This window comes from Duganella sp. SG902, assembly GCF_013376005.1.
Lineage (GTDB): Bacteria > Pseudomonadota > Gammaproteobacteria > Burkholderiales > Burkholderiaceae_D > Rugamonas.
Map to the genome: position 1 here is coordinate 461,141 of NZ_JABMJK010000001.1, position 20,104 is coordinate 481,244.

16 protein-coding genes are annotated in these 20,104 nt (G+C 64.4%); 6 read left to right on the forward strand and 10 right to left on the reverse strand.

Annotation, left to right across the window (positions count from 1 at the left end; all coding sequences use genetic code 11):
* Positions 1-81: 81 nt before the first annotated feature.
* Entirely contained in the window at positions 82-1,992 is a 1,911-nt protein-coding gene (gene htpG, locus FHW83_RS02025) for a molecular chaperone HtpG (protein WP_176644680.1), read from the reverse strand.
* Between the two features lie 50 nt (positions 1,993-2,042).
* Positions 2,043-3,722 carry a PLP-dependent aminotransferase family protein gene (locus FHW83_RS02030; protein WP_229223979.1) on the reverse strand — a complete coding sequence of 560 codons (1,680 nt, stop codon included), beginning with the start codon at positions 3,720-3,722 and terminating at the stop codon, positions 2,043-2,045.
* Between the two features lie 76 nt (positions 3,723-3,798).
* On the opposite strand from FHW83_RS02030, the gene FHW83_RS02035 reads away from it, so the two are divergent.
* From FHW83_RS02035 to FHW83_RS02050, 4 genes are all read left to right on the forward strand, one after another.
* Entirely contained in the window at positions 3,799-4,743 is a 945-nt protein-coding gene (locus FHW83_RS02035; RefSeq protein WP_229223980.1) for a DMT family transporter, read from the forward strand.
* A gap of 104 nt (positions 4,744-4,847) precedes the next feature.
* Positions 4,848-5,309: a RidA family protein gene (locus FHW83_RS02040; protein WP_154382907.1), complete on the forward strand. Its 462-nt coding sequence runs from the start codon at positions 4,848-4,850 to the stop codon at positions 5,307-5,309.
* A gap of 83 nt (positions 5,310-5,392) precedes the next feature.
* Positions 5,393-6,586 carry a PLP-dependent aminotransferase family protein gene (locus tag FHW83_RS02045; protein WP_176644681.1) on the forward strand — a complete coding sequence of 398 codons (1,194 nt, stop codon included), beginning with the start codon at positions 5,393-5,395 and terminating at the stop codon, positions 6,584-6,586.
* Between the two features lie 356 nt (positions 6,587-6,942).
* The gene (locus FHW83_RS02050; protein WP_176644682.1) at positions 6,943-8,301 is read left to right on the forward strand and encodes a diguanylate cyclase domain-containing protein; all 1,359 of its coding nucleotides are present in this window, start codon (positions 6,943-6,945) and stop codon (positions 8,299-8,301) included.
* A gap of 2 nt (positions 8,302-8,303) precedes the next feature.
* Here FHW83_RS02050 and FHW83_RS02055 read toward each other — a convergent pair whose 3' ends face one another.
* From FHW83_RS02055 to FHW83_RS02065, 3 genes are read right to left on the reverse strand one after another with little or no spacing between them, the layout of a single operon-like run.
* On the reverse strand, positions 8,304-9,866 hold the full coding sequence (locus tag FHW83_RS02055; protein ID WP_176644683.1) for an FGGY-family carbohydrate kinase: 1,563 nt from the start codon (positions 9,864-9,866) through the stop codon (positions 8,304-8,306).
* A 9-nt stretch (positions 9,867-9,875) separates the two neighbouring features.
* On the reverse strand, positions 9,876-11,450 hold the full coding sequence (locus tag FHW83_RS02060; RefSeq protein WP_176644684.1) for a glycerol-3-phosphate dehydrogenase/oxidase: 1,575 nt from the start codon (positions 11,448-11,450) through the stop codon (positions 9,876-9,878).
* Positions 11,447-13,036, reverse strand: a complete 1,590-nt coding sequence (locus tag FHW83_RS02065; protein WP_176644685.1) for an FAD-binding oxidoreductase — start codon at positions 13,034-13,036, stop codon at positions 11,447-11,449. The genes FHW83_RS02060 and FHW83_RS02065 overlap by 4 nt, the downstream gene beginning before the upstream one ends.
* Before the next feature lie 90 nt (positions 13,037-13,126).
* Here FHW83_RS02065 and FHW83_RS02070 point away from each other — a divergent pair, with 90 nt between their 5' ends.
* Positions 13,127-14,152: an AraC family transcriptional regulator gene (locus FHW83_RS02070; RefSeq protein ID WP_176644686.1), complete on the forward strand. Its 1,026-nt coding sequence runs from the start codon at positions 13,127-13,129 to the stop codon at positions 14,150-14,152.
* Here the strand turns inward: FHW83_RS02070 and FHW83_RS02075 are convergent.
* From FHW83_RS02075 to FHW83_RS02085, 3 genes are read right to left on the reverse strand one after another with little or no spacing between them, the layout of a single operon-like run.
* A complete protein-coding gene (locus FHW83_RS02075; RefSeq protein WP_229223981.1) occupies positions 14,149-14,571 on the reverse strand; it encodes a hypothetical protein in 423 nt (140 codons plus the stop codon). The genes FHW83_RS02070 and FHW83_RS02075 overlap by 4 nt on opposite strands.
* Before the next feature lie 13 nt (positions 14,572-14,584).
* The gene (locus tag FHW83_RS02080; RefSeq protein ID WP_176644687.1) at positions 14,585-15,109 is read right to left on the reverse strand and encodes an SRPBCC family protein; all 525 of its coding nucleotides are present in this window, start codon (positions 15,107-15,109) and stop codon (positions 14,585-14,587) included.
* 17 nt (positions 15,110-15,126) lie between these two features.
* Positions 15,127-16,575: a cytochrome P450 gene (locus tag FHW83_RS02085; protein ID WP_229223982.1), complete on the reverse strand. Its 1,449-nt coding sequence runs from the start codon at positions 16,573-16,575 to the stop codon at positions 15,127-15,129.
* Between the two features lie 68 nt (positions 16,576-16,643).
* Between FHW83_RS02085 and FHW83_RS02090 the strand changes: the two genes are divergently transcribed.
* On the forward strand, positions 16,644-17,042 hold the full coding sequence (locus tag FHW83_RS02090; protein ID WP_176644688.1) for a VOC family protein: 399 nt from the start codon (positions 16,644-16,646) through the stop codon (positions 17,040-17,042).
* Here the strand turns inward: FHW83_RS02090 and FHW83_RS02095 are convergent.
* Together FHW83_RS02095 and FHW83_RS02100 are read right to left on the reverse strand one after the other, a co-directional pair.
* Positions 17,039-17,239 carry a hypothetical protein gene (locus FHW83_RS02095; protein WP_176644689.1) on the reverse strand — a complete coding sequence of 67 codons (201 nt, stop codon included), beginning with the start codon at positions 17,237-17,239 and terminating at the stop codon, positions 17,039-17,041. The two genes, FHW83_RS02090 and FHW83_RS02095, sit on opposite strands and share 4 nt — an antisense overlap.
* Positions 17,240-17,248: 9 nt before the next feature.
* Positions 17,249-20,059 carry a pitrilysin family protein gene (locus FHW83_RS02100; RefSeq protein WP_229223983.1) on the reverse strand — a complete coding sequence of 937 codons (2,811 nt, stop codon included), beginning with the start codon at positions 20,057-20,059 and terminating at the stop codon, positions 17,249-17,251.
* Between the last annotated feature and the right edge of the window lie 45 nt (positions 20,060-20,104).

Sequence of the window (20,104 nt, forward strand, 5' to 3'; positions counted from 1 at the left end):
ACTGATGAGCCGTAATTCCCGCGCAGGCGGGAATTACGGCTTTTAACTTGGCGGCATTCGGACCTGACCCCGGATTCGGCCTTATTTCGCCAGCAGCAATTCGTTCAGGCGCTTCACGAACGAGGCCGGATCGCTCAGCGAGCCGCCTTCGGCCAGCAGTGCCTGATCGAACAGCAGGTTGGACCAGTCATTGAACGAGCTGGCCACCTCCTCGTTCTTAAGACGCTGCACCAGCGGGTGGTCCGGATTGATTTCCAGGATAGGCTTGGACTCCGGCGCCGCCTGGCCCGCCGCCTTCAGCATGCGCAGCAGGTTGCCCGACAGCTCGTGCTCATCCGCCACCAGGCAGGCCGGCGAATCGGTCAGGCGGAAGGTGACGCGCACGTCCTTGGCTTTGTCGGCCAGCACTTCCTTCATCTTGGCGACCAGATCCTTGTACTGGGTCTCGGTCTCCTCGTGCTCCTTCTTCTCGGCTTCGTCTTCCAGTTTGCCCAGGTCCAGGCCGCCCTTGGCCACCGACACCAGTTCCTTGCCTTCAAACTCGGTCAGGAACGACAGCATCCACTCGTCGACGCGGTCGGTCAGCAGCAGCACTTCCACGCCTTTCTTGCGGAAGATTTCCAGGTGCGGGCTGTTTTTCGCCGCCACGTAGTTGTCGGCGGTGACGTAGTAGATCTTGTCCTGGCCTTCCTTGGCGCGCGCGAGGTACTGCTCCAGCGACGTGATTTGCTGGTCGCTGTCGTTGGCGGTGGAGGCGAAGCGCAGCAGCTTGGCCAGGCGGTCCTTGTTGGCCGCGTCCTCGCCGATGCCCTCTTTCAGCACCTGGCCAAACTCGGTCCAGAAGGTCGCGTACTTGTCTTTCTTTTCCTGTTCCTCGGCGTTGGCCAGTTCTTCCAGCATGCCGATCACGCGCTTGGTCGAGCCGTCGCGGATCACTTTCACGTCACGCGACTCCTGCAGGATTTCGCGCGAGACGTTCAGCGGCAGGTCGGCCGAATCGATCACCCCTTTGACGAAGCGCAGATAGGTCGGCATCAGCTGCTCGGCGTCGTCCATGATGAACACGCGCTTGACGTACAGCTTGATGCCGCCGCGCTTGTTGCGGTCCCACAGGTCGAACGGCGCCTTGGCCGGGATGTACAGCAGCTGGGTGTACTCGCTGCGGCCTTCGACGCGGTTGTGGGTGTGGGTCAGCGGCGCCTGGAAGTCGTGCGAGACGTGCTTGTAGAATTCGTCGTACTGCTCCGGCGTGATGTCGGATTTGCTGCGCGCCCACAGCGCACTGGCCTGGTTGACGGTTTCCAGTTCGTCTTTGAGGACGGTTTCCTTCTTCTCGTCGTCCCACTCCTCCTTCTGCATCACGATAGGCAGCGAGATGTGGTCGGAGTATTTGCGGATGATGGATTTGATCTTCCACGACGACAGCAGCTCGTCCTCGCCTTCGCGCAGGTGCAGGATGATGTCGGTGCCGCGATTGGTTTTCTCGATCTGCTCGACCGAGTAATCGCCCTCGCCGGTCGATTCCCAGCGTACGCCTTCCGAGGCGCTGGCTCCGGCGCGGCGCGATTCGACGGTGATCTTGTCGGCCACGATGAAGCCCGAGTAGAAGCCCACGCCGAACTGGCCGATCAGGGCCGCGTCCTGCTGCTGGTCGCCGGACAGCTTGCCGAAGAACTCCTTGGTGCCCGATTTGGCGATGGTGCCGAGGTGCGAGATCGCCTCGTCGCGGCTCATGCCGATGCCGTTGTCGGAGATGGTGATGGTGCGCGCCGCCTTGTCGAAGCTGACCTTGATCTTCAGTTCATGGTCGTTGCCGTACAGGGCGTCGTTGTTGATGGCTTCAAAACGCAGCTTGTCCGATGCGTCGGAGGCGTTGGAGATCAGTTCGCGCAGGAAGATCTCTTTGTTCGAGTACAGGGAGTGGATCATCAGCTGCAACAGCTGTTTCACTTCGGCCTGGAATCCAAGGGTTTGTTTTTCAGTATCAGCCATTTTTAAATAGTCTTTTGGTTAAGATTTTGCCAAGATGGGGATGGTCGAAGCTATTTCAAGAGCTCCTTTTCCAGGAAGCGCCAGATGGCCGGCTCCTGCATCGCCGCCACGTTCAGGCGCATGCGCGTGGACGGCAGCTGCTTGGGCGAGAACAGGCTGCCCGGCGCCAGCAGCAGGTTGTGCGCCATGGCGCGCTCGGTCAGCACGTTGGTGTCGCAGCCGGCGTCGACCCAGACGAACATGCCGGCCGGCGGCGAGGCGTCGACTTTCAGGCCCACACGCTCCATCTGGCGCAGGGTCTTGGCGCGGATCGCGTCCAGCCGCCCGCGCATGCGGTCCGCGTGCTTGCGGTAGGAGCCTTCGGACAGCACTTTATAGACCACGCGCTCGCCGATGTCGCTGGTGGTCAGGGTGGACAGCATCTTGCGGTCGGCCAGGCGCTCGGCGCGTTCGACCGAGGTGGCGATGTAGCCCACGCGCAGGTTGGCGGCCATGGTCTTGGAGAAGCCGCCCAGGTAGATCACCCGATGCAGCTGGTCCAGCGCCGCCAGCCGCGTGGCCGGCTGCACCGCGCTGCCGGGATGCAGGTCGCAGTAGATGTCGTCCTCCACGATCAGGAAGCCGTGTTCCTCCGACAGCCGCAGCACCTGGAACGCCTTGGCAGCCGACAGCGAGGTGGAACTGGGGTTGTGCAGCACGGAGTTGATGATGTACAGCTTGGGCTTGTGCAGCGCCGCCAGCTCGGCCAGGCGGGCGATGTCCGGGCCGTCGGCCAGGCGCGGGATGCCGATCACCTTCGCGCCCAATGCGGCGAAGGAGCCGAACATCAGGAACCAGGCCGGGTCGTCGACGAAGATGGTGTCGCCGGGACGGGTGAATTCACGCGCCACCATGTCCAGCGCCTGCGTGACGCCGGCGGTGGTGACGATTTGCTCCGGCGCGGCGGCGATTTCAAGTTCGGCCAGTTTGTGCTGCAGTTGCTGGCGCAGCGGCAGGAAGCCTTGCGGCACGCCGTAGCTTAACAGGAGGTTGGGGTTCTGGCGGCTGACGGCGCGCAGCGCGTTGGCGATGGCCGGGCCGTCCAGCCACTCGGGCGGCAGCACGCCGGAGCCGGGCATCTGCTGGTGCGGCATCTGGCGGAACATATTCCGCACCAGCCAGACCACGTCGATGGGCTTGGCCTCGAAGCCGGAATGGGCGGCGCGCAGCGGCGTCGCCGCCGCCCCGCCCTCGGCCGGATTGAGCGCCATGGCCGGGCGTTCGCGCACGAAGAAGCCGGCGCCTCGGCGCGATTCCAGATAGCCGGTGGCCACCAGCTTGTCGTACGCGGCCACCACGGTGAAGGCGGACACGTTGTGCGAGGCGGCGAAGGCGCGGATCGAGGGCATGCGCGCGCCGCCGCGCAGCAGGCGGTCGTCGATGCGGGCCGCCACCGAACGGACAATCTGGTCGATCAGGGTCTCGCCAGATGCGCGCAGCAGCAGGCCGAACGCCGGTCCCGCGCCCCGCCCCGCCGGCGCCGGCTCTGGCACGCGCGCCGCCGTGCGCCCCGCGCCACCGCGCGCGGCGGAAGCCGGCACGGGCACGGAAGCGACCGCCGGCCCCGGCGCCGGGGCGGCCAGTGCGCGCGCCTCGCGGGCCTGCGCGGCGGCCAGCGCCTCATTGACTGCCTCGGCGGCGGCCGCCGCGGCTGCGCCCAACAACGAAGTGCGTGATCGTGTATTGGTCATTTTACCGTAACAGTATGATGAATTATGTTGTCAAGTGTACTGGCACTGTACTGGTTTTGTCACGTACGATGAAGCCATGAATCCCACCACGCCCATCCTCACCACCCATCGCCGCCTGAGCGACGAAACCACCGGCATGCTGCTCGGATTGATCGGCGTGGCCATCTTCAGCCTTACCCTGCCCTTCACCCGGCTGGCGGTGGGCGGCGCCGAGGCCAGCGCCGGGGCGGGCCTGTCCCCGATGTTCGTCGCCCTCGGCCGCGCCCTGGCCGCCGCCGTATTGGCCGGCGGCTGGCTGCTGTGGAAACGCGCCCCTCTGCCGCCGCGCTCCGCCCTGCCCGCGCTGGCCATGGTGGCTGGCGGCTGCGTGATCGGTTTCCCCTGGCTGACCTCCATCGCAATGCGCAGCCTGCCGGCGGCCCACGGCGCTGTACTGGTCGGCGTGCTGCCGCTGGCCACCGCCGTCTTCGCGGCCCTGCTGGGCGGCGAAAAGCCGTCCCGGGGTTTCTGGATCATGGCCATCCTAGGCTCTGTGCTGGTGGTCGGCTTTGCGCTGCGCCAGAGCGGCGGCGGTTTGCACGCGGCGGACCTGGCCATCTTCCTGGCGGTGCTGGCCGCCGCCATGGGCTATGCCGCTGGCGGCCGCCTGTCGCAAACGCTGGGCGGACAGCAGACCATCTGCTGGGCGCTGGTGCTGGCCGCGCCGCCGCTGCTGCCGGTGGTCGGCTGGATCAGCTGGCGGGAAGCCGCGCAAATCCAGCATGCTGCGGCCGCGGCGTGGACCGGCTTCGCCTACGTTTCCATATTTTCAATGTTTATCGGTTTCTTCTTCTGGTATCGCGGCATGGCGCTGGGCGGAGTGGCGCGGGTGGGACAAGTACAGTTGGTCCAGCCGTTTTTATCTGTACTGGCCGCCACAGTGGTGCTGGGCGAAGCGCTGGAATGGCAAACCCTGGTCTTCGCAATCGCCGTCATCGCGGTGGTGGGCGCGGGCCGTAAAATGCAGGTAAAACGCGGCTGACACCATACAGTATCTTGATTTTGCCTCAATTGTGAGCATCCACCCCGGCAAGAGTACAATATCAGTCTCAACACATAACATAACAACCGCAACTGGAAATCCACATGTCTGTTTACGAAAAACTGAAAGCGCTTGATATCACCCTGGCAGCACCAGCCACTCCTGCCGCCGCCTACGTCATGTACGCCCAAACCGGCAATCTGGTCTTCCTATCCGGGCACATCGCCAAGCGCGCGGACGGCAGCGTGTGGGTGGGCCAGTTGGGCAAGAACATCGACACCGCGGAAGGCAAGGCCGCCGCGCGCGCCATCGCCATCGACCTGATCGGCACCCTGCAGGCGGCCGTCGGCGGCGACCTGAATCGCGTCAAGCGCATCGTCAAAGTCATGAGCCTCGTGAACTCGACGCCTGACTACACCGAACAGCACCTGGTCACCAACGGCGCCTCCGAATTGCTGGGCGAAGTATTCGGCGATGCCGGCAAACACGCCCGCTCCGCCTTCGGTGTCGCCCAAATCCCGCTTGGCGCCTGCGTCGAAATCGAATTGATCGCGGAAGTCGCGTAAGCGGGCGGCAGCTTACCCGCTGCCGTTCCTTTTATAAAAGCACGCCACAAGCGCGCTGATTACATCCTCTTAGTGAGACACGTATGAAAATCGAAAATCAAAACCCGATCCAATGGCGCTTCGCTGAACGCGCCGAGCAGCTGCAGGCTTCGTTCATCCGCGAGATCCTGAAGATCACGCAGCAGCCAGAGATCATCTCCTTCGCCGGCGGCCTGCCTTCGCCAGCCACCTTCCCGGTCGACGAAATGAAAGCGGCCTACGACAAGGTGCTGACCGAGAACGGCAAAGTGGCCCTGCAATACGGCCCGACCGACGGCTACACCCCGCTGCGCCAATGGATCGCTGATTCGCTGTCCACCGGCGGCGCCAAGATCGTGCCGGAACAAATCCTGATGACCTCGGGCTCGCAGCAGGCGCTGGACCTGCTGGGCAAGGTGCTGATCGACGAAGGCAGCCGCGTGCTGGTTGAAACCCCGTCCTACCTGGGCGCCCTGCAAGCGTTCTCGGTCTACCTGCCCGAATTCAAATCGGTGGACACCGACGACCATGGCCTGGTGCCGTCGTCGATCGACAAAGTGGCGGAAGGCGCGCGCCTGCTGTACTCCCTGCCTAACTTCCAGAACCCGACCGGCCGCTCGCTGTCCGTCGAGCGCCGCCAGGAACTGGTTGAGACCTGCGCCCGTCTGGGCCTGCCGCTGATCGAGGACGATCCATACGGCGCCTTGAGCTACAACGGCGCGCCATCGCCGAAGATGGTGGCGATGAACCCGGACGGCGTGATCTACATGGGCTCCTTCTCCAAGGTGCTGACCCCCGGCATCCGCCTGGGCTACGTATGCGCCCCGCTGCCGCTGGCGCGCCGCCTGGAACTGGCCAAGCAGGCCGCCGACCTGCACACCTCGCAGCTGACGCAAATGGTGGTGCACGAAGTGGTGAAGGATGGCTTCCTCGACCAGCACATCCCGAAAATCCGCACCCTGTACGGCAACCAGTGCCAGGTGATGCTGGACGCGATGGCGCAGCACTTCCCGGCCGGCGTCGAATGGACCAAGCCCGAAGGCGGCATGTTCATCTGGGTGACCCTGCCGAAGCACATCGACGCGATGAAACTGCTGGATGAGGCGATCGCGCAGAAGGTGGCCTTCGTGCCAGGCTCGCCGTTCTACGCCAACGAGCCGGCGACCAACACCCTGCGCCTGTCGTTCGTGACCGTGCCGCCGGAACGCATCCGCCAGGGCATCGAGATCCTCGGCAAACTGATCGCCGCCAAGATCTAAGCAGCTTCCGTGGGCGGCGCTCGCCGCCCACAAAAATACAACACGGCCGGCCGCGACTTTATCACCAATAGTCACAAAAACCGCGCCATCCTTTAACATCCCGCCAACATTACTTACACCATTAGGCGCTAGTCTGGCCCGGCCCGATAACACCGAGACAATACTCAAAAAAACATCGGATATTTTTTCCCCGACAACGCTGGCAAAGCGGTATGATTTGGACGGATAGTCACTTTCAAGTCAGGCCTGCCTTTGTTGAAACGCGCACCAGTCACCCTCGCTTGCCCCCTCCGCCGCCAACCCGCGCGACGGACGACTCACGCCAACGCAACCCACCCGGTTAAAGGCGAATCGCAATGAATCCTGGAAGTCTGAGTTATGCCACGCGGCGCGATGCCGCGATCCTGATCGTGGATGACGCGCCGGAGAATCTCGGCGCGCTGCGCAAGCTGATGGTCCAGCAAGGCTATCAGACCTTTGTCGCCACCACCGGCGAGCGCGCGCTGAAAATCGCACGCCGCGTGCATCCGGATCTGATCCTGCTCGACATCATGATGCCCGGGATGGACGGCTACGAGACCTGCCGCCAGCTGAAAAGCCAGTCCGCCACGCAGCGCATCCCCATCATCTTCATGAGCGCGCGCACCGAGACCGAGGACGTGGTGGCGGGCTTCGACATCGGCGCGGTGGATTACATCAGCAAGCCGCTGCGCATGGCGGAGGTCTGCGCGCGCGTGCGCACCCAGCTCCAGATCCGCAACAAGAGCGAAACGCACGAAGAACAGGCCGAGCGCCTGCGCACCATCGTCAACAACATGGCCGAGGGCCTGCTGATTTTCGAGGCCGACGGCCGCATCCAGATGACCAACCCGGCCTGCGACAAATACCTGGGCTACCAGATGGAGCCGCTGGCGGGGCGCAGCATCCACGACCTGCTGAACCCTTTGGTGGCACAGGAATACCTGGACTACTTCGCCCGCTACGCGGCGGCGCCGCAGTCGGCGCACAACCACGGCACGCGCGAGGTCATCATCCGCCACCGCAATGGCAGCTCGGTATGCATGGACCTGACGCTGACGCCGATGTATTTGCGCCAGCCGCTGTTTATCGGCCTGCTGCACGACATCACCCACCACAAGCAATCGGAAGACGCCTTGCAGCGCGCCGCCATGGTGGACCCGCTGACCAAGATCGCCAACCGCCGCCACTTCGACACCTTCCTGGAGAAGGAATGGCAGCGCGCCATGCGCAGCGGCCAGCCTTTGTCGCTGGTGGTGCTGGACGTCGACCATTTCAAGCTATACAACGACACGCTGGGGCACCCCGCCGGCGACGCCTGCCTGCAGCAGGTGGCGCAGGCCATCGCCTCGCACGCGCTGCGGCCGACCGACCTGGCGGCACGCTATGGCGGGGAGGAGTTCGTGATCCTGTTCGCCGAGACCGATGGCGATTCCGCCCACCTGCTGGCGGAATCGATCCGCGCCCACATCGAGTCCTTGCAGATTCCGCATCCGCGTTCGACCACGTCGGCATGGCTCACCGTCAGCATCGGCGTGGCGACCATCCACCCGCACCAGCTGGACAACACCGAGTCCCTGTTCGTGGCCGCCGACCGCGCCATGTACGCCGCCAAGGAAGGCGGCCGCAATCAGGTGCAAACCACCAAGACCGGCGGCGCCTCGCTGGCAGCCGTCAAGTCCCTGGTGATGCGCTAAAACTAAAGCTGTTCCGGGTAGCCGGTGATGTCGGCGATCTGCTGGTACATCGGCTGCAGCTGCCTGTACATCCGCAGGTAGACGCGCCGGTATAGCTGGTCGTAGATTTTCTGGTTGGCGGCGATCGGATGGAATATGCGGCCCGGGCGCGTCATGGCGCGGGTCGCCGTATCGAAGTCCTGGTGCAGGCTAAGGCCCGCGGCAATCGCAATCGCCGCGCCCAGCCCCGAGGTCTCGTAAACATGCGCGCGCGCGGCCGGCAGGCCGAAGATGTCCGCGGTCAGCTGCATGGCGGCGTCGCTCTGGGAACCGCCGCCGGCGATGCGCAGTTCCGTCACCGGGACGCCGCTGCGCTTTTCAATCCGCTCCTTCCCCTCTCTCAGCGCGTAGGCCAGGCCTTCGAGGATCGCCCGGTACATATGGGCGCGCGTGTGAACATCGCCAAAGCCGATCATCGCCCCCTTGGCCTCGGGCCCCGGTATGCGAATGCCGGGACTCCAGTACGGCTGCAGCATCAGCCCCATTGATCCGGGAGGCACCTCATTCACCAGCTGATCGAACATCGCTTCCGGCGCCATGCCCTGCTCCGCGCCAGCCATTTGTTCCAGATGGCCGAACTGCTCCTTGAACCAGTTGACCATCCAGTAACCGCGAAAGATCTGCACCTCGGTGCTGTACGCGCCCGGCACCGCCGCCGGATAGGGCGGAATGAAGGGCGTCACCTCGATGTATTTTTTGCTGGTGGTGTTGATGGTGGCCGTGGTGCCGTAGCTCAGGCAGGCGATGTGCGGGTCCAGGCTGCCGGCGCCGATCACTTCGCAGGCCTTGTCGGCGGCGGCGGCCACCAGCGGCGTGCCTTGCGGGATGCCGGTCGCTTCGGCGGCAGCGGCGGTGATGGCGCCGATGACGGTGCCCGGCGCCACCAGCTCCGGCAGCATATCGGCCCGGACTTTGAGCGCTTGCCACTTCCAGTCGCGCGCGCCGGCCCACTGGTGGCGCTTGTAATCGAACGGCAGGTAGGCGACCTGCGAACCGGTCGAGTCGACATGGCGCCCGCACAGGCGATAGTTGAGGAAACCGGACAACAGCAGATACTTGTGGGTCCGCGCCCAGATCTCGGGTTGATGCTCGGCGATCCAGTTGATTTCCGCTTCGCGGCGGAAGTATTCGATGGTGCCCTCCACGCGCGCGGCCTTGAACGCGGCGCGCCACCACCAGCTGAGCGGCCTTTGCCTGCCCACGCGACGCTGATCCAGCCAGGTGATGGCGGGCCGCAGCACCTTGCCGTCACGGTCCAGATTCACCACGGTGCCGCGCTGGGTGGTAACGGCCACGCCTTTGACGGCGCCACGCGGGATGTCGGTGGATCGCCAGAGCTGCTGGCAGGCCGCCGCCACCGCGCTCCAGTAGCCTTCGGCGTCATGTTCGGCCCAGCCGGGGTGCTCGGAGAAGTACGCTTGCAGATGGATTTGCGACTTGGCGGCGAGGTTGCCGTTCAAATCGAACAGCAACGCCCGCACGCTCTGCGTGCCGTTGTCGATGGAGAGCAGGTATTGGTCCGCCATGGTGTCTCTTTATCTTTTTGGTAGATTGTAATGCGTGGACCACAGGGTGAGGTAGGCGTCTTGCTCCGTGTCCCAGCGCGCGTCGTCCCAGCCAAGCTCCGGCTGGCAGATGGCCCGGATGCGCGGCAGGATATCGACACCACCGCCGCGCAACTGGATGCCGATGCGCGTGCGGCGCAGCAGCAGATCCTCCAGCTTGCAGACGTCCTCGTGCCGCGCGGCCCAGCGCAGTTGCGCCCAGATGGTTTCCGTGCCGGGGATGTTGGCAAGTTCGCCGTCATGCGCCGCGTCCACCAACGCCTGCGCCGAGGCGCCGTAGCGGCCTTGCAGGCGCTGCGCCTGGCCGGGCGGCAGGTCTGGCGTGTAGCGCAGTGGTGCGGTGACGCTGAAAACCGGCTGCGGCGCCAATCTGCCTTGCAGTTCGGGCAGCCGCGTCGCGGCCAGCTTGAGCGCGTCCAGCGCGATGACGCGGAAGGTGGTCAGCTTGCCGCCGGTGACGGTGAGCAGCCCGCGCTCCAGCCATAACGCGTGGTCGCGCGTTTCCTTCGACGGATCGGCTTTGCCGCTGTCGATGACGGGACGCACGCCGGCGTAGGTGGCGATGATGTCGTCATCGCTCAGGTTCAGTTGTGGGAACTGGGCCTGCAAGGCGGCCATCAGGTAATCGCATTCGGCGCGTGTGATGGCCGCTTCGCGCGACAGGTCGTCGTTATGATCGACGTCCGTGGTGCCAACCAGCGTGACGCCCTCCCACGGATAGGCGAACACCGGACGGCCATCAGCAGGATGCATCAAACTGATCGCCTGCGCCAGCGGCAAACGCCAGGCCGGCAGTATGAGATGGCTCCCCCGCAAAGGCCGCAAGCGGGGGCTCGCAGCCGCCCCCGCACCGTCCGAAGAACGCAACTGGTCGGCCCACGCCCCCGTGGCGCTGATCACCAGCCGCGCGCGCGCCTCGTGCTGGGCGCCGCTCAAACCATCGCGCAGCGTGACGCCACAGACCTCGCCGCCCTGCCCGCCCTCGCACAGCAGCGACTCAACAGCCATGTAGTTGATCGCCATTCCGCCGTGCCGGCGCGCCTCCTGCAGCACGCGCAGCACCAGCCGCGCATCGTCGGTCTTGGCATCGGTGTAGACCATCCCGCCCTGCAAGCCGTCCGTGGCCACATTCGGCGCCAGCGCCAGAAACGCATCGCGCTCAAAATAATGCCGCGCGCGCTGCCGCGCCATGCGGTCATAAATCGCCAGCCCGACCAGAAACGCGCGCTTGCCCGGCTTGCGCCCCGCATAGTCACCGAAGGCGAAGCTCTGCGGCTCCACCAAGCCCGCCGCCTGGCGCAGCAAGTGCTCGCGTTCATGCACGGACTCGCGCGTCAGCGCGAACTGCCCCTCCTTCAGATAGCGCAGGCCGCCGTGCACCAGCTTCGAAGACCGGCTCGACGTCCCCCACGCAAAATCGCGCTGCTCGACCAGCAAGGCGCGCAGGCCGCGCCGGGCCGCCTCCAGCAAAATCCCCGCCCCGGTGATGCCGCCGCCAACCACCACCACATCCCATGGCCCGGCGGGCAATTCACGTCCGCTCATGGCAACAGCTTCCCTGGATTCATGATCCCCTGCGGGTCCAGATGCTCAAACAGTGCCCGCAACGACGACATCCCGAGCCGCCCCTTCTCCGCCGCCAGATATGTCGCATGATCGCCGCCAACCCCATGCTGATGGCTGATCGTGCCGCCATTCTCCACAATCGCCATGCTGGCCGCCTTCTTCAACGCCTTCCAGCGCGCCAGATCGGATTCGTAGTCGCCAGCCAGGCGATACACAAACGTCGTATAGACACTGGCCCCCTGCGCATACAGATGCGACAAGTGGGTATAAGTGTGCACCTTCTCTCCGAACAGCCCCAGCGCCGCCGTGGCGGCTGCCTCCACCGCCCGCATCATGATCTCCACGCGCGGCCAATCCACCGCTGTCTCCACCGTGTCGATGGCATAACCATGCGACCACGCGGCGTTGCGCAGATAGACATTGCGGAAGCGATTCCGTTTCCACTTCTCGCCCATGTGCCGGCCCACGTGCACACCGCCATGCGGCAAGGTCAGTGACAAGGCCTCGCGCAACGCCGCCCTTGCCTGCGACTTGCGCCCGCTCACGCCGATCATCAGCATGCACTTGCCATCCCCGCAGCCGCGCAGCGACAGATAGCCCTCCAGCAGCGCGATCAATCTCTTATGTCCCGCCAGCGCCAGCATGGTGGTGGTCTCCAGCGCATTGGAGAGCCGCAGCATCGACAACGGCAACCCAGCCTGCGCGATCTGCCGCACTGCCGTCTCCGCCGCGCGCCAGTCGGGAAAGAACACCGCATGGAACGCCTCGTACGCCGGCGCCGCCGTCACGCGCACCGTCGCTTCGGTCAGAATGCCAATGCGGCCCTCGGAGCCCAATACCATCTCGCGCAAATCCGGTCCCGCCGCCGATGCCGGGAAAGTCGGCAGATGCAGCGTCCCCAATGGCGTCTCCACCACGCCGCCACGGAACATCTGCTCGATCCGCCCGTAGCGCAAGGATTGCTGCCCGGACGAACGCGTCGCCACCCATCCGCCCAGCGTGGAGTATTCAAACGATTGCGGGAAGTGCCCCAGCGTGTAACCGCGCGCGCGCAACTGCGCCTCAAGGTCCGGCCCCAGCACGCCGGCGCCAAATGTCGCCAACTGCGACTCGGTGTCCAGATACTGCAGCTGCCGCATGCGCGTCATGTTCACCGCCAGCGCCGGCACGCCGACGGGCGCCGTCAAGTGTCCGGCCACGCTGGTGCCGCCACCCTGCGGTATCAGCGCCACGCCGCACTGCTGCGCATACTCGATCAGATCCCGCACGTCCTGCGCGCTTTCCGGATACGCCACGCCGTCCGGCGTGCGGCCGATCACGCCGTAACGCAAACGCAGCCAATCCGGCAAACTCTGGCCCAGCGCGTTGCGCAGGCGGACCGCCGACGAGGTATCGATCAGCCGGTGCGGCGGCAAGCGCGACTCCGCGACCTGCGCGCAAGCGCGCCCGAACTCCGCGTCCTCCACCGGCCACCCCGCGCCGATGCGCTGCCGCAGAAACGCCAACGCCTCCGCGTCCAGCGCAAACTCGACCGACTCATCCCCCCAACCATTCCAGCGTTTCATTGTTTTGCTATCCCCATGATGGCGCGCTTGTTATACTGAGCATTCACCACTTGAGATTAAAACAATGCCGCCCGCAGGTATTGCGCATTCATGACAGCCACCTTGTTCGATCATGCCAACCGCGTCGCCGGCTCGTATTTGCAGCCCTTGCTGGAAGCTGCGGCCCAGCGCGGCGTGAGCGCGCGAGCGCTGGAACAAGCGGCCGGCCTGGCCGCCGGCACACTGGAGCCCCTGCCGGAATTCCTGCCAGCCGACGACTACGTGCGCCTGCTCGACATCGGCGCGGCGCTGGCCGACGACCCGCACTTCGGCCTGCACGTCGGCCAGTGCGTCAAACTGGGCACCTACACCGTGTACGGCCTGATTTTGCTGAGCTGCCGGGACTTCGGCCAGGTATTTGAACAAACCATGCGCTACGAGCAGCTGGCGCACGATCTTGGCCGCTCCAGCATCACGATCGAGGATGATGTCGCCAGCTACAGCTGGCACAGTAACTACAGCAGCGCACACCGCCACCTGGTGGACAGCGTGTTCTCCGGCATCCGCGTGTTCAGCAACTGGCTGGCCGGGATCGCCCTGCCCGCCAACGAACTACGCCTGACGCACGACGGCGGCCCGCCCGAACTGCGCGAGGAATATGCGCGCGTACTGGGCGACATGCCGGTCTTCGGCGCCGAGGCCAACGTCGCCAGCTTCAACGCCGCCATGCTCACCTGGCCGGTGCCGAACGCGGACGTCACCCTCTATCCCGTGCTGCGGCAGCATGCCGAACAACTGCTGCGACAGCGCGGCGCCAGCCAGCCGCCTGCCATCACGCAGCAGGTGCACGCGGCGATTGTCGCCAACCTCGCGCACGGCCAGGTGCGGCTGGCTTCCATTGCCGATGAATTGAAACTGTCGCCACGCACCTTGCAGCGCAAGCTGAGCGAGGCCGGCGCCACCTTCCAGCAGGTGCTGGACCAGGCCCGCTTTGCGCTGGCCAGGGATTATCTGCGGCGGCCGGAACTAAGCCTGATCGACATCGCCTTCCTGCTCGGCTACCAGGAACAAAGCGCCTTCAATCACGCTTTCAAGGAATGGTCCGGGGTCAACCCGGGCGCCTACCGCAACGGCTAGATCGATTGTCCGCGCACGCGGATGAAGGGGCCGATGCAGCGCTCGAGGCTGCGATCCGCGCACATCACGAACAGATTGCCGTTGGGGTGGAACTGCAGGTAATTGGTGATGGCCTTGCCCGGCTTGGTGATCTGGTTGCTGCAATCGCGCTTGCCGTTGTCCTTGGTGATGGTGTCGGTCTGCTTGTAGAAACCATCCTTGTCCGGCTGGTCGCTGATGGTGAAGCTGGACTCGGCCACCTCCTCCTTGCTGAACACCAGCGTGGTGCCGTCCGGACGAATGCGGTAGGTCTCGCTGCACGAACCATCCGGCAGCGTGATGCGCCAGGTGCCTATGATGGGATGATCGTGCCGCAGCGGCCCGCCTTGCGCAGCCGCCGACAGCATCAACGCCAAACTACCCACCGCTAGCATCCGCATCGCACACCTCCGTTTATTTTTCCGCCACCGTTTTCATCTTGGCCAGGCCGCTTTCAAACGCCGGACCGATCATGCTGTCCATGCTGACGAAAATGCCCATCAGCTTGGCCACGAAGTCGGTCTTGCCGGACATGGTCCAGGTGACCTGCGTGGTATCGCCCTTCGGCTCCAGCACAAAATCCGTCAACGACGACGACTCCACCGGCACGTAGAAGTCCAGCTTGATGCCGACCTTGGAAGGCGTCAAGCTGATCACCTCCATGCGGCCGGCGCCGACCTGGCGGTTACCCTGCCAAGCATAGACCGCGCCGACATCCTTGGGCGCGCCGCTGAAAGTACGGTTCATGGCCGGGTCCAGATGCTCCCACGGCGACCACTGCACCCAGTTATGAAAATCGCTGATCAGCGGCTGGATCTTCTCTGGAGGCGCCTTGATGGCCACGCTGCGCGTGACGCTGTACGTGGCCGGCTGCACGGCCGCGAACGCCAGCACGATCAGTATCAATACCGACAGACCAACAACGATTTTCCTGAACATGGCTCTCTCCCCGTTTTTTATGGATTATGCACCAGCCGCACCGGCAGCGCGTCCGGCGTCATGGTGAAGGTGAAGCACTCGCGCGCGGCTGGCGCGCCGGGCACGCGTTCCAGCGTGAAGTGCCGCGCCAGCATGGACATCGCCATCTTGATCTCCGCCATGGCCAGGTATCGCCCCGGGCAGAAGCGCGGCCCGCCGCCAAACGGGAACAGCTTGCGGCCCGGATCGTCGCCTTGGCCGTTGGCGCCTTCCAGCCAGCGCTCCGGCAGGAAGCGCTCCGGCTGCGCCAGGTCGCCGGCCCGCTCGGACGCGTAACGCAGCAGCATGAAGATCACCGTCCCCGCCGGCACCGCCAAGTCGCCCAGCACCGTGTCCTGGTTGGTTTCAGCCGCCATGAACGGCGCCACCGGCTTGAGGCGCATGGCTTCGCGCGTGGCGGCGTCGATGTATTTGAGCTGATCGAGCAAATGGTAGTCATCCAGCACCGCGCGCTCACCCAGCACCTCGCGCGCCTCCTGCGCCATGCGCGCGGCGGCCTGCGGATGATCGCCCAGGAATTCCAGCAGCCAGCCCATGGTGTTGGACGTGGTGTCCTCGCCGGCGAACACCATGGTGATGGCATTGCCGATTACCTCGGCGTCGGTGAAGCCGGAATCCGGCTCGTCGCGCGCCACGATCAGCGCCTCCAGCATGTTGGTCGGTTTCTGGCGCAAGGCCGGATTCCGCGCGATACGCTGGCGCGCGTCGGCGACGAAGCCGGCGATCGCGGTCTGGATGCGCGCGGCGGCGGCGGTGGCCTCGTGGTCCTGCGCGCGCTTCAGCACCGGCACGCGCCAATAGGTGAACGGCGTGGTCAGGCGGCGCGCCACCAGCTTGAACAGGAACTCGATGTCACGCTGCAGCGGATGTTCCTCCAGCTCCAGCGTGTTGATGTCCTGCCCCATCGCCAGGCCAATGGTCACGTCCAGCGTGTAGGCTTTCAAATCGCGCAGCAGGTCGACCGGCTGGCCGGCGGCCACCGCGCGCTCCCAGCGCTGGCGCAGGCGATCCGTCATCGCCGCCAGCGTGGGGAAGAAACTGTGGATGACCTCCGGCGTCAGCGCCCGCATCACCAGCTTGCGCTGGCGGCGCCAGTCTTCGCCCTCGGCGGTGAACAGGCCGCGCGTGCCGACCTCGTTCAACATCTCGGCCGACCGGCTGGAGCGCCGTATCATGTCCGGCCGGTCGCGCAACAAGGCGGCGATCAGGTCGCGGTCGGAGGTGGCCAGCATTTGCTTGCGCATGATGCGGAAACGGTACAGCGGGCCGTACTCGCGGCCCCAGCTCTCCAGCACCTGGTGGAATGGCCGCGCGCGGATCTCGCGCACATTGCCGAACAGCGGACGCGCCTTCGGGCCCGGCAAATCAGCGATGCGGCTCGGCGGTGGCGCCATGCCCGGTGTCAGTCCCATGGTGTTTTTTTCCATTTTTGCTCGTCTCCGCGTACACTATATCTCACAATGTTGACGATATACTCACTCGCCGGAGGAAGCAAATGCTGTCACACGTATATGTGGGGATTAACAACTTCGAGGAGGCGCTGCCGTTCTACAGCGCCGTCATGGCGGAATTGGGCGCGCGCCAGCGCTTCGTCGACACGCACCGGCCGTGGGCGGCATGGCAACCGGCCGAAGGCCCGCGCCCGCTGTTCGTAATCGGCGCGCCCTATGACGGCCAGCCGGCCAGCTGCGGCAACGGCCAGATGCTGGCGCTGATGGCAACGTCGAGGGAGATGGTGGACCGCGCCTACGCGGCGGCGCGCGAGCATGGCGGCGTCTGCGAAGGCGCGCCGGGACTGAGGCCGCAGTACCACGCCAATTACTACGGCGCCTACTTCCGCGACCCGGAGGGGAACAAGCTGTGCGTCGTCTGTCACGACGCACAGGCCGATTAAGCCAACGCCTCCTTCGCCGCCTCCTCCGGCGTCAGCCCTTCGTAGAACTGGTCGGTGAACCACTCGACCTGTTCCTCTATGTGTTCCTGCGCCTGCTGCTGGGTGGCGCCGCCCTTGACCAGGAAGCCCTCCACCTCGATACACCAGTTGATCAGCTCCAGGGTTTCCGGATCCAGCTCTTCCTTTTTCTTTGCCATGATGACTCCTTACTTCTCGGGGTACAGCACCACCTGCAGGTAGTTACTGGTGTCGAAGTAGCGCTGCGCGGCCTGTTTCAGGTCCGCCACGGTCAGACCGTTCACGCGCGACTCGTACGTCAGTATATCCTCTGGATTGGTATTGTTAAAGAAAGCGTTCTGCAGGGACGCCATCCAGTAGCCGTTCTCGCGCATGCCCTTGCGGTAGTTCTTGATCCATGCCGCCTTGACCTTGTTGAGGTCCGCCTCCTCCACGCCGTCCTGCTTGATCTTGTCGATTTCCGCGAAGGTGGCGGCCAGCACCTTGTCCACGTTCTCGGGCGCGCACGGCAGGCTGGCGTTGATGGTGTAGTTACCGTAAGGGATGCGGCTCATGGAACCGCTCATGCCGCCGCTGTACATCGCCCCCATCTTCTCGCGCAGCGTTTCGATCAACTTGATATTCATGACCTCCACCAGCGCCTGCAAGCGCATGCGCGCGGCGCGCGAGTACTCCACCTCGCCGGTGAAGGACAGCGAGATGGTGCTCTTCGGCTCCGTCCCCGCATGCACTGCCTTCTTGACCACGCCCTTGATCGGCCGCACGCCCTCGTCCTTGAAGGCGACCGGGATCTCGCCCACCGGCAGGCTGGCCAGATAGGTGGCGATCAGCGGCTTGATCTTCTCCACGTCGAAGCTGCCGACGATGAAGAAGGTGAAATCGCGCGCGCTCGACATGCGGCTGTTGTAGATATCCAGCACGCGATCCAGCGCCAGCTGGTCGAAGTCGGCCGGCTTGGCGGCGCGCAGCACGCGCGGACTGTTGTTGTACAGCGTGGCGGTGACGGTATCGTGGAATACCGACTCCGGCCGCGCCAGATTATTCTGCGCCAGCTCGCGCTGGCGGTCGACGTAGGCCGTGTAGATGGCGGCATCCTTGCGCGGCTGCGTCATCTGCAGGTAGACCAGCTGCAGCATGGCCTCCACGTCCGTGCTGCCCGAGCTGCCGCCCACCGACTCATTGAGCGAGCTGACATTGGCGCTGGAGCTCACGCTCTTCCCCGCCAGGACTTTCACCAGGTCGTTCGGCGTGTAGTTCAACACGCCCATCTGGCCGACGATGCTGCTGGCGTAATGCGCGGCGAAGACGTCGCTGTCCGGCAGCAGCGACCAGCCGCCGTAACGCAAGCCGCCGAGGATCACCTGGTCGTTATTGAAATCGGTCGGCTTGAGCATCACCTTCACGCCGTTGCTGAGCGTGAGCTCCGTGGTGCCGATGCTGGCGTTGACCTTTTCGCTGACGATGCTGCCGGCCTTGGGCGGCTTGGGCATCAGCTGCGAGGCATACTCCTTGTCCTCCAGCGGCTTGACGGCGATCTTCTCGGCCGAGGTGGCGGTGGCCACCAGTTCGTCCGCCTTCGGTTGCGCCACGCCCGGCTTCTCCACGCCGGTATAGATCACCAGCTTGCTCTGGTTGTCCGGAATGACGGCGCGCACGGCGGCGTTCACCTCCTGCACGGTGATACCCGGAATCAGTTCGGTCGCGTAGCGGTATTCGGCCGCCGTGCCGGGTATCGATTCCTGCTCCAGGAAGTTGCGGATGTATTCGGCCGCATAGCCCGATGAATCGGACTTGTCGCGCTCATTGTAGATGCGCTCATAGTTGCGCAGCATGCCCTTCTTGGCGCGCTCCACCTCCGCCGCGCTGAAGCCGTACTGGCGCGCGCGCTGGTCCTCCTGCACCAGCGCGTTGATGGCCGGCGTGGCGCCGCCCTTGCCCAGCACCGCGCCAGCGCCGAAGGAACGGTAACCGCGCACGATCTTGTTCATCCCACTTCCACCTTGCAGGAACGGCGGATTGGCTTGCTGAGTCAACTCGTACATGCGCTGGCTGAGGATAAAGCTGTACATCCCCTCGATCAGCTTCTGGCGGTAATCCGCGATCGTTTCACCGGCCGGCCACGATTGGATCGGGTAGCGGATGTAGACCGTATTGGCGCTGACTTCCTTGTCGGTGAAGACGATGCCTTCGGAATCCTGGCGCTCCGGGATACCGACATACTCGCGCGGACGCGGGTTGGCCGGGTTTTTCAGTTTGCTGAAATGCTGCTCGATCAGTTGCTGCGCCTGCGCCGGCTCGATATCGCCCACCACCACCACGGCCATCAGGTCCGGCCGATACCAGTCGCGGTAGAAGCGTTTGATGGCGTCGTATTTGAAATTCTTGATGATGTCCTCTTTACCGATCGGCATGCGCTCGGCGTAGCGCGAGCCGTTCAGCACCTTGGGTAGCACCACCTTGTTCATGCGGTCATCCACGCCTTTACCCAGGCGCAGCTCTTCCAGTATGATACCGCGCTCGCTGTCGATGTCCGCGTCGTTGAAGGACAGCCCATGCGCCCAGTCTTCCAGCACCTGGAAGCCCTGCTCGACGATTTCCTTTTTGTCGGTCGGTATCGGCAGGATGTAGACGGTTTCGTCGAAGCTGGTATAGGCGTTGAGGTCGGCGCCGAACTTCACGCCTATCGACTGCAGGTACGATACCAGCTCGTTGCGCTTGAAGTGTGTGGAGCCGTTGAAAGCCATGTGTTCCGTGAAGTGCGCCAGCCCCTGCTGGTCCTCGTCTTCCAGAATCGAACCTGCCTTGACCACCAGCCGCAATTCCAGTTTTTTCTCCGGACGGCCGTTTTTCTGGATGTAGTACGTCAATCCATTGGCTAATTTGCCAACTTTTACCTGCGGGCCAACCGGGATTTTGTCACTGAGCTTGAGGTCATCGGCGAGCGCCGGGAAAGTGCAGGCCAGAAGTACAGCGCCGCACAGGGTACGCAGGTTAATCAACTTCGTCTCCAGATACTTGGATTTTTTAGAGAACAGCTACCATAC